Source organism: Anatilimnocola aggregata (genome assembly GCF_007747655.1).
Taxonomy (GTDB): domain Bacteria; phylum Planctomycetota; class Planctomycetia; order Pirellulales; family Pirellulaceae; genus Anatilimnocola; species Anatilimnocola aggregata.
In genome coordinates, this window is sequence record NZ_CP036274.1 from 6086538 (window position 1) to 6101541 (window position 15004).

Below are 15004 nucleotides of genomic sequence, written 5' to 3' on the forward strand. Positions count from 1 at the left end.
GGGCTGTTTTTTTAGCCGAAGAAGCGGACTGCGTTCTCGAATACAGCCACGCCATCGCCCCGTTCGCGCAGTTCGCGAGTCCAGCGCGGATGATGCGTCGGATCGATGTGGCGTTCGGGGTGCGGCATCAAACCGAAGACGCGGCCGGTGTCATCACACAAACCGGCAACATTGCGCTGCGCGCCATTAGGATTCAGGGGGTAGGGGAGCAACCCTGCTTCCGTCAACTTCGCATCCGGGGCGGAGCCATCTTGAGGCAGGTCATATCGCAACGTGAGTTGCCCGGCGGAATCCAACTGATTGAGCGTGGCTTCGTCGCGGGCGATGAACTTTCCTTCGGCATGTGCGATCGGCAGGTACATCGATTCGATCCCCTGCAAGAAGACGCATTTCTGGCTGGCGGTGCGTAGCCAAATCCAACGATCTTCGAACTTGCCGCTGTCGTTGAGAGTAAGCGTAGCTTGCGGCTCATCCGCGCGATCGGGAAGCAAGATGCCGGACTTGATCAAGATTTGAAAGCCGTTGCAAATTCCCAGGATCAGTTTTCCTGCAGCGCGAAATTCCTGCAGCGTGTCGCGCAAGTGATGACGAATCTGGTTGCCGAAGATCCGCCCCGCGGCGATATCGTCGCCATAGCTGAAACCGCCGGGAATGCTGAGGATCTGAAAATCGGCGGCCAGGACGGGGCGCTCGAGAAGACGATTGAGATGCACCACCTCGGCCTTAGCGCCGGCGGTTTCAAACGCGAAAGCTGTTTCCTGGTCGCAATTGCTTCCCGGGGCCCGCAAGATCAACACGCGCGGAGTTGCCATCGCTCCATCCCTATCAAAATCGCTGCTTTGCTCAGCTTGACTTGTGCCAAAACCTGAACTGCCAGCGTAACAAGCGAGCCCGGTTTTCGGTAGGCGGCAGGCGGTGGCAGCGACCGTAACAATCGGGCACAGTTCGTCCGTTTCGCCTATTTCCCCTGGCAGTCATTAGGGCGATAATTGAGTAGAGATTGATTCACAACCAGGAGGCGGGACCATGCAAGCCAAAAAGATTTTGTTGCCAGTCGATTTTTCCACAGCGGGAGAAGCAGCGCTCAAGATGGCGACGATGCTCGCCCGCGACGGCGGCGGCACGCTGATTATTTTGCATGTGGAAGAACCGCCCATGGCCTATGGCGGCGGCGAACTTTATTACGGACTCGTCGAGCCCGATCGAACCGAACTCTCGCGCATGTTGCACGAGATCAAGCCTTCCGATCCCAGCATCCCGGTTGTCTATCGCCTGGTAACGGGCGACCCGGCAACATCCGTGGTACAAGCAGCTGAAGAAGAAGGGGTCGACTTTATCGTCGTAGGGTCTCATGGACGAACCGGTCTCGGCAGGCTCTTGATGGGGAGCGTTGCCGAATCGATCGTGCGGCATGCCAAGTGTCCTGTCGTCACAGTCAAGGCACCAGCCCCTGCACCGAAGAAGGCATAAAGCAGAATTGGCTCGTCTTGGCACACCACCAAGAAATGACACGGCCCATCGTGAGGTTTTCACAATGGGCCGGATTTTGTTCTGGATCTTGCTGTGTTAGGACCAGCGTTGCTCTTGTTGATTCGTCTGCTCGCCCAGGATCGAACCCTTCATCACCTGGCCACCGAGCGACGTAGTGAGCCCGTTGATTATTTCGGTCATCTGCCCTTCGAGCTGCTTCGGAACTGACTTGACGACTATGTCTCGCAGCAGTCCTAGGGCCGTTCCGACTGCTAAACCTTGTAGCTGGGTCGATGCCGGTCCGAGCCACTCACTTAGGCCAGCCATTAGTTGCGATGGCTGTTTTGGTGCCCGTTCCGCCGGGGGAGCATAATTGGACGGACGACTGGCGGGCGACGGCTCGAAACTGCTGCCGCCGTTGTAGCTGCCCTGAGGCATGCTCCCTTGCGACGCAGACAGGTGACGAAACTTCGCATCTGCAAGTTCATCGGGCGACTTTTTCATCAGCATGTAGCCGCCGACAAAGCCGACCGCAGTGGCACCCGCGACCATCGGCCAAGGATGTCGTTCGACGTGATGGGCAAGGTTGAAAGCTTCGCCCACGGCGTCGACTGTTTCGCGAACTGAAGCCTTCACGTTATACACCGTGTCTTCCACGGCATGCTTAACGTTTTCAACTGTGTCGGCTGCACCCTGAACCGTGTCGGTGACCTGCTTCTCAAGCATTCCCAACTTTTCGGTCAAGGCGTGGCGAGTTTCGTCCATCTGGCCGCGAATTGCCAGGGTCTCTTGAATGCTCATCTCTGCTGAGTGATCCATTGCACATTCTCCTTCAGCGCTCGGGCAGATTCGTCCGGCAGGGGATTGAATTCGTTAAACTTCCGCAGGGCACCATAGAAGACGAGTCCGCCGCCAGCAGCGAGCAGGCCGCCAACAGCTCCAAAGCAGCCCCACAATGGCAACTCCGTCGTTGCCTGGAGTGCGTAAACCAGCATAAAGGACAACAGCGTACCGCCGACCGAAACTAGCGCCAGACCAGTGACCAGCGAGATGACGGCTTGCTTGGTTTTCCGTACGTCTTCTTTCACTTCGGTACGAAACAAAGCCAACTGCTGCTTCATCAGATCTTGCGCGTCGGTGATAATTCCACTCACCAAGTGCGTCATACTCGGGGCAGAGTTTGACTCTGGCAGCGAATTAGCTGACGCCGGGCGATCAGATCGGAAGTCGGTCGCCATGATCGTTAGCTCCGGCTCGTAGTGCAGGCTTTAGCCAGTAGAAACCCGACGCCAGCGGCGATGAGCACAGCCGGAATCGGATTCCGCTTGATCATGGTCGTCATGTCTTCGGCCATGCCGCTGAAGCCCTGCTCTTCGATGTACTTGCCTGTGTTTTCAAGCGTTTCGGCCACCGAACATGCAGCAGAATGCATCATGTCTTCTTCTTGTGGCGCGGCCGAGCGGAGGCTTTCGCCAGCCGACTTCAGCGAACTGCCGATTGCCGACTTCGCGTCAACGGCGCGATGCCCGACGTACGAAGCAGCTTGTTCAGCACCGTGCTTGACCGACGATGCAACGTTCTTGCTCATGTCAGCAACGTAGGTGCCAGCTTCATTCGCAATGTCAGTGGCGGCAGTGGCAAGGTTGCCAGCTGAATTTTCTTCGTTCTTGGTCCGTGGATTGGCAACGTTGGACATGTCTAATCTCCTGCGTGAATTAAGTGGCTCCTCGCTGATAGGTCATCAGCATGCGAACTGTAGATTGCAATGGGCGTGCCAATATCCCGGCTGAGAGCGATTTGGCACTGCAACCTCCTTAGTTTGCCCCCAAACCCCGAAAAACACGGCCAAATCCTGCAATTTCGAATTTCCCTGACAAATCTGGATTTTGCACGACTAATAGGAACATCGAGAATTACCCTGTTGGCACCTGAATGCGGATTCTCCAGACTGGTCGACCAGCAACCGCCGCCAATAATGCCATCCGGTCGAGAAAAATCCTTACAAGCAGAGAAGAGACAGTCGTGTCCCGAGCAACTTCCCATCCCGACAAGCTGTTGAACGGGGCCCAAACCAAGGCTGGCAATTGGAGCTGGCTAAACTTTGGCTTCGCCTTTCTCGTCACTTTTGCCGCAGCTGCTTTCGGAGCGTCTTTTCAGCCGGGCAGCTGGTATGCTTCGCTAACGCGGCCGCCCCTGACACCACCGAACTGGATCTTTGGTCCAGTCTGGACGCTCCTCTATTGCCTGATCGCTATTGCTGCCGGGCGCGCGGCCAATCGCAGTTCTCCTCAACAGCGCGGCACGACGTGGGGCCTCTTTCTCATTCAGTTATTCTTGAACGCCGCGTGGTCCGCGATCTTTTTCGGCGCTCAGCAGCCGGGCTGGGCCGTGTTCGATATCGTTCTGCTCTGGCTGATGATTGCGGCCACCGCCTGGCACTTCGGTCGATTGGATCGAATCGCCGGCTGGCTCTTCGTACCCTATCTCGCCTGGGTCAGCTTCGCGACCTATTTGAACATCGGTTTTTGGTGGCTGAACCGGAGCTAGTTTGACGCTGCAGCTATTCCGTCACTTCGGTCGCCGAGTACGAATTGATCTGCCATTCAGCGAGGGTCGAACCCGGGGGAATTTCGCGTTTGGCAGAGATCCAGATCGAGCCATTGGTCGAGGGAACATGGCCGCGGACGACCTCGTAGCGAAGGGTAAAGTAGTCGGTGTTGCCCTGCACAGCGTGCGTTGTTATTTCAGCAAAAGCCAGTTCCAAGTCACTGTTCTTGGCGATGGCCGCGATGATCGGACTCCGCTGGAAGGCTTCGAATTCTTTGCCCGCTTCAAGTTGCACTTTGTAGAAACTCTCCAGGTCGGTCCCGATGGCCGTGCGCCGGCCCGCCGTCGTGGCCACCTGATGCGCTTCGTGCATCTTGCCCTGGCGAAGTAGTTCTAGCCAATCGTCGACGAATCGCTGGGCCTCGCTGGTGGACCGAACTTCGCGACTCAAGCGCTGGGCCACCGCCCAGCCGGCAAACAGCGCGGCCAGGCAGATGCCGCAGACGGCGGCATTTTTGCCGATGTAAGGCGGATCGCCGGTGCGCAACTGGCGAAAGGCCAGAAGCGCGAGCGGAATGGCAATCAGCGGAACCCACCAAAGCAATGGCCCGATTAGTGCCAGAGGCGCAGCCAAGCCGGCGATGAGCGTCGCCACGGCCCACGGGCTGATGGCGCGATATTGCGGTAGTTCTGGTTCGCCGTGATTCTGGTCCATCATCGTATTGGCTGGCGAACTGCGTTCCATGGAGGAAGTCGATTGCATAAACCTGGCCACTGCTGACTACGGAGTCATTCCTTCGAGTTCTGAGTACTTCACGCGGCGATAGCGAAATTTGAAGGGGAACTCGCTCGTTGGATCGAACGCTTCAATGTTCAATTGAGCTTGGGTATCTTTCGGGTTCTCGACGCCGGAAAAATTGCTGCGACTCAGGTAGCCGCGCGACTCCTGCTGCATGAAGCCCAGCCACATCCGATCCGGCGCGAAACCGAGGAAGACGCGATCGGTTGGACCTTTCCAAGCGCCCATAGGTTCGGGATTGTTGAGCGGTGCCATCTGCAGAGTGAACGTCGTAAAGCAGACCAACAACCAGCCGCACCACAGGGCCAGAATCGTGCGTCCCGCCATTTCGACCGGCAGGATGAATTTGACTTGCTGCTTTGAGAGGCTATCGGTAATGCCACGAAAAGCACCGAAGAAAATAAAGAACAACACCCACACGGAGACAAAGTCCCAAAAATAGGTAGCGGCGGGAGACATGTCATAGGCGAATGTCGCGACGGGCTCATAAAAGTTGGTGGCCAGCAACATCGCCAGCAACAGGTTGATGAGCGTGATGCCGTTGCTCCACAGTCCATGAAACCACAAGGTGCCTGCAGTCAGGACCAGAATGAAAACCAGCAACATGGTCATTAGCATAAGTCAAAAACCTCCGCACAAACCGCTTCCATCACTGCTGAATCGACGACCGCCGAGCACCACCTACTGCTTCAAGACTCGTTGCAGTTCGGGAAGTGAAGTCACCCCGAGCGCGATGAGCACGATTCCTTCTTCTTGCAACGACCGATTTCCCGCCTGCCTGGCGACTTGCTTTATCACTTCCAACTTGGGCTGCTGAATCAACGCTTGTTTCACTCGTTCGTCGAGCACCAAGAATTCGTAAATGGCCGTCCGGCCAAAATAGCCCAGCCCACGACACTTGGGGCAGGTGGGCGGTATTTCGTGCTTCTTCATCGTCGCCAGTTGTTCCGGCGTCGGGGGCTGGTACTCGCGATAGATGTGATCGACTCGCCCCGGCGGAATGCCTAACCGTTGGCTCAATTCGGGAGTCAGCGGGATCGCCTGTTTGCAACTATCGCACAGCTTACGGATCAGTCGCTGATTGATTACCGCTCGCATCTGCTGGGCGAATTGCGGCATCGGCGGCTTCAGAGCGAGCAAACGCAACAGCGCATCGGCTGCTTCTTTGGCCCGCAAACTGACAATGCCCAGCTTGGCATCGTCTTCGGCTTTTTGCGTTAGCACGCCGAGCACCGCCCCGCTGGTGATGTTCGGAACGCAGAGGACCTCGGGCATTTTCAGCAAGACTTTGGGGAGCACCGATTCGATCGTTTCGCCGGCGGCGCTGTTCACGCGCTGGGCATTCACGTTTTCAATTTCCGGCTCTTTTTGACCCGCGTCTTCAATCGAGATAAAGTCGCGGAGCAAGCGATCGGTAGCCCGCAGCGCGGCAACCCAAGTTGCGGTGAGACCATCGCCGGGCATCGCGCAAAATGCGACAACACCGGTGTTGCCCATTCCCAGGATTTCTTTCAGCTGATCCCGCTGCTTTTCGCGCATTCCCAACTCTTCGAGCGAGCGAATGTGCTTGGTAACGAGCAGGAGGGTGATCACAGCCCGCTCACCAGTTTGCGTCCCTTGCGACATCAAGATTGTGTCGTACTTGTTGCCGGCATATTCAATCTTCAGCTTGCCTTCTTGCTTACTGCGGCGATCGGCCGGGTTAAGCGCCGCGAGCTTCTTCAGCACGAACAGCATTTGATCGCCCCACTGGCGATTGAGCTGTTCCTTCTCGTGAATCTTCGGGTTGCCGGCGTGCCAGACGCCATCGACATAGTAGCGCAGCGCAACCGCATCGGCCGTGAAATCGAGCATGACTTTTTCAGCTCGGTTTTCGAGTGCATCGGCGATCATCTTTTTCACCGGCACATAGGCGGGTGACTGCCGCGCCTCGATCATGTTCGCCTGGTTCACCGTGGCAATCGGTCCCGTCGCTTGCATATCGACGGCGGGGCCCAGTTCCCAAGGCTGCTTCTCTTCGACGGGGCCCTTTTTACCGCGGCCAATGTTCGCGATCACACGTTTGAAGTGATCGGGGGTTAGGACCTTCCGTTCGTTGGTAACACGCCCATTGCGCAGCGCGATGTAGGTGGCCAGCGGCGCGATATAAGCAATAAGGATGAGAAAAAAGCCCGCGAGATAGATCGGAATCAGCATCGCGATGACGAACGTCAGCAAGAACGAGAAGACGACGATGGGATTCCAGAGATCGGGGGGTAGCCCGATACTATTGCCAATCTCGCCGGAATCGCGATTGATCCAGTCAGTTGTTTTCACCCACATCCAAAAGACGAGCAGGAGCAACACGATCTTCCAGATGGCCAGGTAAAAACCGCGGCCGCGAATCATCGCATGTGGATCTTCCAGGCCGGAGATATATTCGATGAATTGGGCCTGGGCAACGCCAGCGCCGATCAACACGATCAGCGCGGCGCCGATGCAGGACGTCACGATGCGAGACATTAGATGATTCCAGGCTGCGAAACGTTGATGCCTTTGAGGGCCATCTTCAGGGCGTCGGGATTCGGGGCCACTTCAAAGGCAGTCGGGCGGTCAATCAAGTTGTCATCAATCAATTGCTTCAAACTCATGGTGAAATCTTGCATGCCGTCGGCAGCGCCAATGCGGATCGCGTCGGCCAGTTTATTATCCTGCGACTCAAGCACGATCTTCTTGATGATCGCGTTGAAGAGCATGATTTCGCAAGTCGGCACGCGCGGCACGCCGGGCTTGATCGACTTGAGGAGTTTTTGCGCAACGATGCCCTTCATGTTGAACGCGATCGCCGAGCGAATGGCCTTGTGCATCGCTTCGGGGAACAAGTCGAGAATACGACCAATGGTGGAAGGGGCTGAACTGGCGTGGATCGTACCGAATACCAAGTGGCCCGTTTCGGCCGCGTGAATCGCCGTCATGAACGTTTCTTCATCACGCATTTCGCCCACCAGCATGATGTCTGGATCTTCGCGGACTGCGTGCTTCATGCCGATCTTGAAGTCCTTCACGTCAAAGCCGACTTCGCGCTGGTTAATGAGTGCTTTGTCTTCGGAGAAAATGAATTCGATCGGGTCTTCCAGCGTGAGGATGTGAACTCGCTCGCGACGATTGATAAAGTCCAGCATCGAGGCAATCGTCGTACTCTTGCCAGAACCCGTCACGCCGGCCAGCAGTACCATCCCTTGATCGTAGAAGCACAACTGCTCGATCGAGGCGGGCAAGTAGAGACCTTCGAAGTTCGGGATCTTGTTGCTGATGCGGCGGGCGACCATACCCATGCACCCGTTTTGTTGCAGCAAGTTCACGCGGAACCGCCAGCGGACGCCATCGACATCGCAGCTGTGCGAAAAGTCGGCACCACCTTCATCGTCATAGATGCGGCGATTACGGTCGTTCATCATCGGCACAAGGAGCTTGGCCATCTCGATGCGCTCGATGTTCGGATGATTGAGCGGGCGCAGTTCGTTGCGCACGCGAATCATCGGCGGCCGACCGACTTTCATGTGCAAGTCCGAGCCTTCGAACTTCACCAGCGCGCGGAAAAACTTGTCGACTTCGAGATCGTGCGTCTCGACCGACATTTTTTTGATCAGGTCTTCGATCGACGGCGCGGCAGCGGGTGGTCCCGAAGGGGCCGGTGATGGTGAGTGACTCATTTGCGTTTCCTCTTTGTTCAGTTCATTCCTGATGTCCGGAGGACAGAGGCCGGAGATCAGAAAGCACTTTCCGATCTCCGACCTCTGTTCTTCTGACCTCTGATCTACAGCCGGACGGGAATTCCTCGACTGGCCATGATTTCTTTCGTTTGACGAATGGTGAATTCACCGAAGTGGAAAATGCTGGCTGCCAAAGCAGCGTCCGCACGTCCCACTAGGATTGCATCGGCCAGGTGTTCGGGCTTGCCGGCACCACCGCTGGCGACGACGGGAATCGAAACCGCGTCACTCACGGCTCGGGTAATTTCCAGATCGTAGCCATCTTTCGTGCCGTCGCAGTCCATGCTGGTGAGGACGATTTCGCCGGCGCCGAGCGCCTCGACTTCTTTCGCCCAGGCCACAGCTTCCAGCCCTGTGGGAGTGCGGCCGCCATTGATATGCACTTCCCAGACTTCGCGGCCATCGCGCTGCACGCGTTTAGGATCGATGTTGACCACAATGCATTGATTGCCAAAACGCCGCGCCGCTTCGCGAACGAAGTTAGGATCCTTGCACGCCGCGGAATTGATCGAGACCTTGTCGCTGCCGGCGTTGAGTAGGGAGCGAATATCGTCGATGGTCCGAATGCCACCCCCGACGGTCAGGGGCATGAAGACTTGCTCGGCAGTGCGGCGAACTACGTCGAGCATGATCCCCCGCTGCTCGTGGCTGGCGGTGATATCGAGGAAGACCAACTCATCGGCACCTTCCTGCTCATAGCGCCGCGCGACTTCGACGGGGTCACCGGCGTCGCGCAATTGCAGGAAGTTCGTTCCTTTCACGACCCGGCCCTGATTGACGTCCAAACAGGGAATCACACGTTTTGCAAGCATGCACGAGTGGCCAAACGGGAGCGATGAGATTTGCCTGGCAACGTCGCGGCATAAAATGGCCCGCAACATTCCAAAAACCTACTCTAAACGCTGCTGCCACAAGGGTCAACGTAACGGCTGGCGGGCCTCGTCGCGGGAAACTTGAGCGACCAAGCCGCAACAACCAGCGCGACACCGAATCGCCCTGCTGCGGCGAAACCGAAGGTACGTCACGAAACTGCAAAAGGGGGGTGTCCAACAAAGCGGGCCTTAGTTGGACAGCACCGAGCGCAACTCTCGGGTTTCCGGCAGTTTGGTGTCCAACAATCGAGGGCATTGTTGGACGTTTAGGTTGCATTTTCTATGCACAATTGTGCCGCAAGTGCAGCATTACCGCACCGGTGCTCGTCCCAAAAGTCGCCGGAGGACTCCGATTTGCCCGGCATGGAGCATTTCGTGACAGGAGCAGAAGAGGAGGGCTCCGTACTTCGTCGGATAGGCTGCGTACGGCATGTCGATAGGCTCGTCGAGCGTGGCAGCCGCGATTTGAGGAAGTTCGAGCAGTGCCTGCTGATAGACTCGGTCGAAGGTGTCGCGGATTTCGGCGATCGGCGGGTTCTTCGCTGGATCGGGCTCGGGAACCGTGCCGCGGCTGAACTGCTTGCGAAAGCTGGAAGTCATTAGTTGCAGGTCTTCGGGCTGGCGACCGCGTTGGCGGAACAATGCCAATCCATACTGGGCCATGGCTAAGTGCCCCAGTTGCCAGCCCAGATGGGTGGACGCGCCGGCTGGCATTCGAAACCACTCGTCCGCTTGAATGTCGGCGAGCAGAGTTTCGACATATTCCCGCGCAAATTCAATTTGTTTGAGAGCCAAATCCAAGCGAGCATCCATCAACATTCATCTCCCCTAAGTGAGGACCCAGCAAACGAGTGTCCGACAACTTGACTCTGCTATCATAACGAACTGAGAAAGATTGATCGGATGTTCGTTAAAACCTCCAAGTTTCGCCCTACCATTTCGCAAAAATGACCACGACTGCGGTAGCCCGACGACAACCCGAGGGATAAAATCTCCCACCCTGATCTGTTTACCTTGCGGAAAGTCGGCTTTGCAATGAGTGCGCACGATGAATCCTCGTTCGGCGACGACGCGGAACTCTTGCGACTATTGAATCTCGCCAATCAAGGCGATACTACTTCTATGGAGCAGCTATTCGAGCGGCTGTATCCTTATCTACTGCTGTGTGCACGCGAAGAGCTCGATTCTGACCTGCGGGCGAAAGTGCGCGAGTCTGATCTTGTGCAGCAGTCGTGCCTGGAGGCGCATCGCGATTTTCGCGAGTTGTCGTGCCACAATGTGCACGATTTGCTGCACTGGCTGGAGACGATATTGCGGTCGAATGCGGCCGATTTGCGTCGGCGCTTCGAAGCCACTCGCCGCCACGGACTTGAACCGCAATTCTCACTCGATGACAGTGGTTCCGAACAAGCCCAGGATGCAAAACAGAATCTGCTCGACCAGCATCCGCTCGGCAGCGGCAGTTCAAGCGCCAAGGATTTGGAATTGGATGCGGCAATTTCCCGTTTGCCCGCCGAATATCGAGACGTGATTCTGATGCGCCACCGAGATAAACTATCGTTTGCCCAAATTGGCCAGCGAACCGAGCGAACTGCCGATGCCGCTCGCATGCTTTGGGCCCGAGCGGTGAAACGCTTGGAAGCCGATATGAACGGCCCGGAAAGCCAATAGCTTGCACCGTCAAACTGGTGGTGCCAGCAATCAACCTGATGCTGTGGGGAATCTCACGCTGTGGATGATCACGACGAAACACCAGCCAGCTCACCTGCGCACGAATCGGTGTTGCCACAGTCGTCCATTTCGTCTGGCTCCACGGCAGCTGACGATGCGACGATGGAAGATGCTACTATTGATAGTAGTTTTTTGCGACGCCTGGAGAAACGTTGGCCCACATCGAAGCTAGAGACGAAGCTCGGCCCCGCCCAGCCACTGCTTCAGCGGCTGGGGCGATTTGAAATTCGCCGCGAATTGGGTCGCGGGCGATTTGGCGTTGTCTTTCTCGCTTGGGATCCGCAGTTGCATCGGCATGTGGCGCTGAAGATTCCACAGTTCGATGCCGCGCTCGATCCTGACTTGCGCGAGCGCTTTCGGGGAGAAGCGAAAGCAGCTGGCTGCCTCGATCATCCGGGCATCGTTTCCATTCACGACGTGGGGCAAAACTCCGGCATTGACTATATCGCCATGGCGTACATCGATGGGATGACGCTGGCCGAACGTTTGAAAGCCGGGCCGCTACCACCGCTCGATGCAGCGCGGTTAACCATCGGTCTAGCGGCTGCAGTGCAACACGCCCACGAGCAAGGGGTGATTCATCGCGACCTCAAGCCAAGCAATATTCTGATCGACAAGAGCGACCAGCCTCACGTGATGGATTTTGGTCTGGCGCGACAATTGTCGGAATCGGCAATGCGGGCAACTGCCACTGGGCAAGTCCTTGGTACTCCTGCCTACATGTCGCCCGAACAAGCCACTGGCAAGAGCGATGTGGGGCCTCTCAGTGACGTATATGCCCTCGGCGTGATTTTGTACGAGGTCATTACTGGCCGGCCGCCCTTTCAAGCAGGCACATTCGCCGAAGCCATCGAATTCATCGTCAATCGGGATCCGCTGCCGCCGAGCAAGTTGATTCCTAAACTTCCACGCGAGTTGGACGCAATTACATTCAAATGCCTCGAAAAATCATCCTCCGCGCGTTACGAATCGGCTGCCGATCTGGCGGATGACTTGCAGCGTTTTCTCGATGGCCGGCCAATTCGCGCTCGTGCACAAGGCTACGTGCAGCAATCCATTCGCTGGTGTCGAAAGTATCCCTCGCGCGCTCTGCTGCTCGTTACTGTTTTCATTGCGCTCGGCTTGCTCCTCACCACCGGCAGCATCTATTCTCGCTGGCAGTATGCCGATAAGTTGGCGAAAGAACAGCAACAGAATGCAGCCACTGAACGGTACTACGCCACGGTCACGCGGGCCCGCAATTTAATCGCCCGCCGTACGCCAGATTGGACGAAAGTTGCTGAAGATCAATTGCGCGCCGCGATCGCGAACCAAACTCCCGTCGCCGATCCGCTCGAACTGCGTGCACTTGCCACGGAGTTTCTTGCCGGCTTCGATTTAAACGAAGTTGCGAATATCAATGCGGAGATGCTAGTCGAGCGAATTGCCTTCAGTCCCGATGGACAACTGCTCGCCGTGGGCGAATTGAAAGGGACGGCTACCTGCCGCGTGGTGCTGATCGATACGACGAGCCTCACGCCCAAGCACACTTTCACCATCGTCAATGTTGGGAGTAGTGTGACGCGACTTCTCGAAGGGGCCTCGCGCTGGCAGGAAGGAGTGCGCGAATTTGCCTTCAGTGGCGATAGTCGATATCTGGCTGTCGGCATGCGGTTCGGATCTATCTACTGTTATGATTTGCACAACCCCCAACAGCCTCCCAAGCATCTTCCGATTGGCGACAGTCGTGAACTCTCGCGAATCAGGATGTCGGCTGACGGGCGTGCGCTGTATGCAATCACAAAGAAAGATGACTCGCTGTTGCATTGGCCCGACTGGCGAAACGATTCGAAGGCAAGGAGCACAATCCCCGATAAATCGCTGAGTATGGCGGTTGCTGCGAGTGGGGAAGCGGTGTTTGTGCAGAGACTGAGCTCCAACGAATTGCGCATGTTTGACAGCCGGCTGCGACCACGTACCTGGTACCCGCCACTTTGTAGCATGCTCAAAGGAATTGAACGGGATCTAGCAACCAATGACGATGGCAGCTTGTTGGCGGGGGCGTCGGACTACGGTCTATGTGTTTACGAGACGGCCGGTGGCGTGATCGCTCGCCACATCCAGGCCGACACCGTGGGCGATGAACCGGTGGCCAGCGAACTTTTTATTTCCGCCGATGGTCAGTTGCTGGCCGGTTATTCGGATCGGGGTTTTGTCCGACTCTTCGATATCTCTAATGGTCGCCAACTTATTCGTCTGACTCTCGACAAGCACGATTGCCAGGATGTTGCGCTCGATCCCCAGAAGCGCTGGTTGGTGGTGGCCAACGATCGCCAATTGAGTTTTCGCAAGATTCGCGAGTCGAGAGTCTGCCGTGCAATTACGAACGCAGCGCAGAGCGTGAACGACATGAATTTTTCGCCCGATGGAAAGTCGCTGGCCTGTGCTTGGTACTCCGGTGGTATCCACGGTACCTATCTCAACTCGTTGACGACGTTCGACTGCGAAACCAGCCAACCGCTCGCAACATTCTCGGGGGGCTTCGACTCGGCTGGCTTTTCGCTCGACTGGCCGCTGGTAGCCTGGCGACCGAATGGGCAGGAACTGGTGTGGAAAAGCAACTTTGGCACAGTGGTCTGTGGAACGGTCGGTTTGCACTCGACGGAACGCTTTTTTCCACTGCCATTGCAGGGGCCGGTGGTGCCGATTGAATTTGAAATCACGGAACTGAACGGCGCGCGCCGAGGTGCGACGAAACAGGCTCCTCTAATCGCGTTAGAAGAAAACGATTCGCACCGAGTGTGGACCGTTCAGCCGAACAGTCAAGAGCTTCGTTTCACGGGTGCCCTGAAGTCGGCGTTGAGGCCCAATAAGCAAGCCGGCACACTGTTGTTCTTGATGAAGCTAGATGCTGCGTATGCCGACGAGCCACCATTTACGTTCAGCAGAATCGGCGCAAGAGAGCCCGTCAACGTTTATCTTCCAACGCGTAATCTAAAGGGTCAGTCGGCGGATTATCAGTGGTTCTCGGTCGACTTGCAGGCCAATGATTTGCCGCTGAAGGAGCTGAACTTGAAGCTAACACCCACCAGCAATCTACGCTCGTTTGCAATTGCCAGCATCCATTACGTAGCGCTCAATCTGGAATCACACCCGACCTCAGGAAAGATCTCGGCCGAACCGTTCAATCAGTTGACGTTCAATACCACAGGAGATCGTTTGTGGGGAACCATCAACGACGAAGTTCGTTGCTGGAGTTATCCGGAGTGTAAGCTTCTCACTCGCTGGACCAACCCCAGCCATTTTTTAACGGGAGCAGGCAATCAACGGAGTCTGGCCGCAGGAACGAACGGGACATTGGCCGGGACTCGGGATGGGCGCGTGCATTGGCTCAATCCACAGACCGGAACCTCCGATGCTTCCTGGCCTGGGCCCGGCAGGGAGACCGTCGTGGTTGCCTTGTGTGAACCTGCACAACTGGCACTAGCAGCTGCCGAGAATGGCAAAGTTCGCGGCATTCGCGTGCCTACGGGGGCGATCTTGTTTGATTTGCCCGCGCACCAAGACGCCATCACGGCAATGGCTGCCACACCCGATGGAGCCACGCTCGTTACCGCGTCGGCCGATCGAGAGCTAAAGATCTGGCACCGCGGCGGCGACGGATTCAAGCTCTTCACTCAGCTGCCAGATACTTCGTCACCCACGAGCGTGCTCAGGATATCGTCCGATGGTCGTTACCTGGCAGTGCTTGGCAGAGCCACCGCTTGCGTGGAGCTGTGGGACCTGAAGCATTTGCAGACCGAACTGGAATCGATGGGAATTCCGTAGCACTCGTTCTGTTGGAAGTTTCGCTC

The 15004-nt window shown here is 56.7% G+C and carries 14 protein-coding genes; 4 read left to right on the forward strand and 10 right to left on the reverse strand.

Translation table 11 applies throughout. The features are described from left to right. Positions 1-11 precede the first annotated feature (11 nt). Positions 12-812: a phosphoribosylformylglycinamidine synthase subunit PurQ gene (locus tag ETAA8_RS22955; protein ID WP_145093880.1), complete on the reverse strand. Its 801-nt coding sequence runs from the start codon at positions 810-812 to the stop codon at positions 12-14. Positions 813-1026: 214 nt separating this feature from the next. Between ETAA8_RS22955 and ETAA8_RS22960 the strand changes: the two genes are divergently transcribed. Continuing rightward, on the forward strand, positions 1027-1470 hold the full coding sequence (locus ETAA8_RS22960; RefSeq protein ID WP_145093883.1) for a universal stress protein: 444 nt from the start codon (positions 1027-1029) through the stop codon (positions 1468-1470). A gap of 96 nt (positions 1471-1566) precedes the next feature. On the opposite strand, the gene ETAA8_RS22965 is transcribed toward ETAA8_RS22960, so the two are convergent. The 3 genes from ETAA8_RS22965 to ETAA8_RS22975 are packed head-to-tail and all read right to left on the reverse strand — an operon-like array spanning position 1567 to position 3166. After that, entirely contained in the window at positions 1567-2289 is a 723-nt protein-coding gene (locus tag ETAA8_RS22965) for a hypothetical protein (RefSeq protein ID WP_145093886.1), read from the reverse strand. Next, a complete protein-coding gene (locus ETAA8_RS22970; protein WP_145093889.1) occupies positions 2268-2708 on the reverse strand; it encodes a phage holin family protein in 441 nt (146 codons plus the stop codon). The genes ETAA8_RS22965 and ETAA8_RS22970 overlap by 22 nt, the downstream gene beginning before the upstream one ends. A 5-nt stretch (positions 2709-2713) precedes the next feature. Then, positions 2714-3166: a hypothetical protein gene (locus ETAA8_RS22975; protein WP_145093892.1), complete on the reverse strand. Its 453-nt coding sequence runs from the start codon at positions 3164-3166 to the stop codon at positions 2714-2716. 326 nt (positions 3167-3492) lie between these two features. Here ETAA8_RS22975 and ETAA8_RS22980 point away from each other — a divergent pair, with 326 nt between their 5' ends. Continuing rightward, on the forward strand, positions 3493-4017 hold the full coding sequence (locus tag ETAA8_RS22980; RefSeq protein WP_238397509.1) for a TspO/MBR family protein: 525 nt from the start codon (positions 3493-3495) through the stop codon (positions 4015-4017). A 13-nt stretch (positions 4018-4030) separates the two neighbouring features. On the opposite strand, the gene ETAA8_RS22985 is transcribed toward ETAA8_RS22980, so the two are convergent. The 6 genes from ETAA8_RS22985 to ETAA8_RS23010 all read right to left on the reverse strand — a co-directional run bounded on the left by ETAA8_RS22985 (position 4031) and on the right by ETAA8_RS23010 (position 10253). Next, positions 4031-4762, reverse strand: a complete 732-nt coding sequence (locus ETAA8_RS22985) for a UbiA prenyltransferase family protein (protein ID WP_145093898.1) — start codon at positions 4760-4762, stop codon at positions 4031-4033. A 36-nt stretch (positions 4763-4798) separates the two neighbouring features. Next, on the reverse strand, positions 4799-5434 hold the full coding sequence (locus tag ETAA8_RS22990; protein WP_238397511.1) for a hypothetical protein: 636 nt from the start codon (positions 5432-5434) through the stop codon (positions 4799-4801). Positions 5435-5497: 63 nt separating this feature from the next. Next, positions 5498-7318, reverse strand: a complete 1821-nt coding sequence (locus tag ETAA8_RS22995; RefSeq protein WP_145093904.1) for an ATPase, T2SS/T4P/T4SS family — start codon at positions 7316-7318, stop codon at positions 5498-5500. Beyond that, positions 7318-8508 (reverse strand): type IV pilus twitching motility protein PilT, encoded by a 1191-nt coding sequence (locus ETAA8_RS23000; RefSeq protein WP_202921210.1) that lies wholly within the window; start codon positions 8506-8508, stop codon positions 7318-7320. The genes ETAA8_RS22995 and ETAA8_RS23000 overlap by 1 nt, the downstream gene beginning before the upstream one ends. A gap of 104 nt (positions 8509-8612) precedes the next feature. Beyond that, positions 8613-9380, reverse strand: a complete 768-nt coding sequence (gene hisF, locus ETAA8_RS23005; RefSeq protein WP_145093907.1) for an imidazole glycerol phosphate synthase subunit HisF — start codon at positions 9378-9380, stop codon at positions 8613-8615. A gap of 369 nt (positions 9381-9749) precedes the next feature. Beyond that, the gene (locus ETAA8_RS23010) at positions 9750-10253 is read right to left on the reverse strand and encodes a DinB family protein (protein WP_145093910.1); all 504 of its coding nucleotides are present in this window, start codon (positions 10251-10253) and stop codon (positions 9750-9752) included. A 222-nt stretch (positions 10254-10475) separates the two neighbouring features. Between ETAA8_RS23010 and ETAA8_RS23015 the strand changes: the two genes are divergently transcribed. Together ETAA8_RS23015 and ETAA8_RS23020 are read left to right on the forward strand one after the other, a co-directional pair. Then, on the forward strand, positions 10476-11111 hold the full coding sequence (locus ETAA8_RS23015; RefSeq protein WP_145093913.1) for a sigma-70 family RNA polymerase sigma factor: 636 nt from the start codon (positions 10476-10478) through the stop codon (positions 11109-11111). Between the two features lie 60 nt (positions 11112-11171). Then, the gene (locus ETAA8_RS23020) at positions 11172-14978 is read left to right on the forward strand and encodes a WD40 repeat domain-containing serine/threonine-protein kinase (RefSeq protein ID WP_145093917.1); all 3807 of its coding nucleotides are present in this window, start codon (positions 11172-11174) and stop codon (positions 14976-14978) included. The last annotated feature ends 26 nt before the right edge of the window (positions 14979-15004 follow it).

Coding starts and splice junctions, on each gene's coding strand:
- ETAA8_RS22955 (WP_145093880.1), bottom strand. CDS start 812: ATGGCAACTCCGCGCGTGTTGATCTTGCGGGCCCCGGGAAGCAATTGC.
- ETAA8_RS22995 (WP_145093904.1), bottom strand. CDS start 7,318: ATGTCTCGCATCGTGACGTCCTGCATCGGCGCCGCGCTGATCGTGTTG.
- ETAA8_RS22990 (WP_238397511.1), bottom strand. CDS start 5,434: ATGCTAATGACCATGTTGCTGGTTTTCATTCTGGTCCTGACTGCAGGC.
- ETAA8_RS22975 (WP_145093892.1), bottom strand. CDS start 3,166: ATGTCCAACGTTGCCAATCCACGGACCAAGAACGAAGAAAATTCAGCT.
- ETAA8_RS22970 (WP_145093889.1), bottom strand. CDS start 2,708: ATGGCGACCGACTTCCGATCTGATCGCCCGGCGTCAGCTAATTCGCTG.
- hisF (WP_145093907.1), bottom strand. CDS start 9,380: ATGCTTGCAAAACGTGTGATTCCCTGTTTGGACGTCAATCAGGGCCGG.
- ETAA8_RS22985 (WP_145093898.1), bottom strand. CDS start 4,762: ATGGAACGCAGTTCGCCAGCCAATACGATGATGGACCAGAATCACGGC.
- ETAA8_RS23000 (WP_202921210.1), bottom strand. CDS start 8,508: ATGAGTCACTCACCATCACCGGCCCCTTCGGGACCACCCGCTGCCGCG.
- ETAA8_RS23015 (WP_145093913.1), top strand. CDS start 10,476: ATGAGTGCGCACGATGAATCCTCGTTCGGCGACGACGCGGAACTCTTG.
- ETAA8_RS22965 (WP_145093886.1), bottom strand. CDS start 2,289: ATGGATCACTCAGCAGAGATGAGCATTCAAGAGACCCTGGCAATTCGC.
- ETAA8_RS22960 (WP_145093883.1), top strand. CDS start 1,027: ATGCAAGCCAAAAAGATTTTGTTGCCAGTCGATTTTTCCACAGCGGGA.
- ETAA8_RS23010 (WP_145093910.1), bottom strand. CDS start 10,253: ATGGATGCTCGCTTGGATTTGGCTCTCAAACAAATTGAATTTGCGCGG.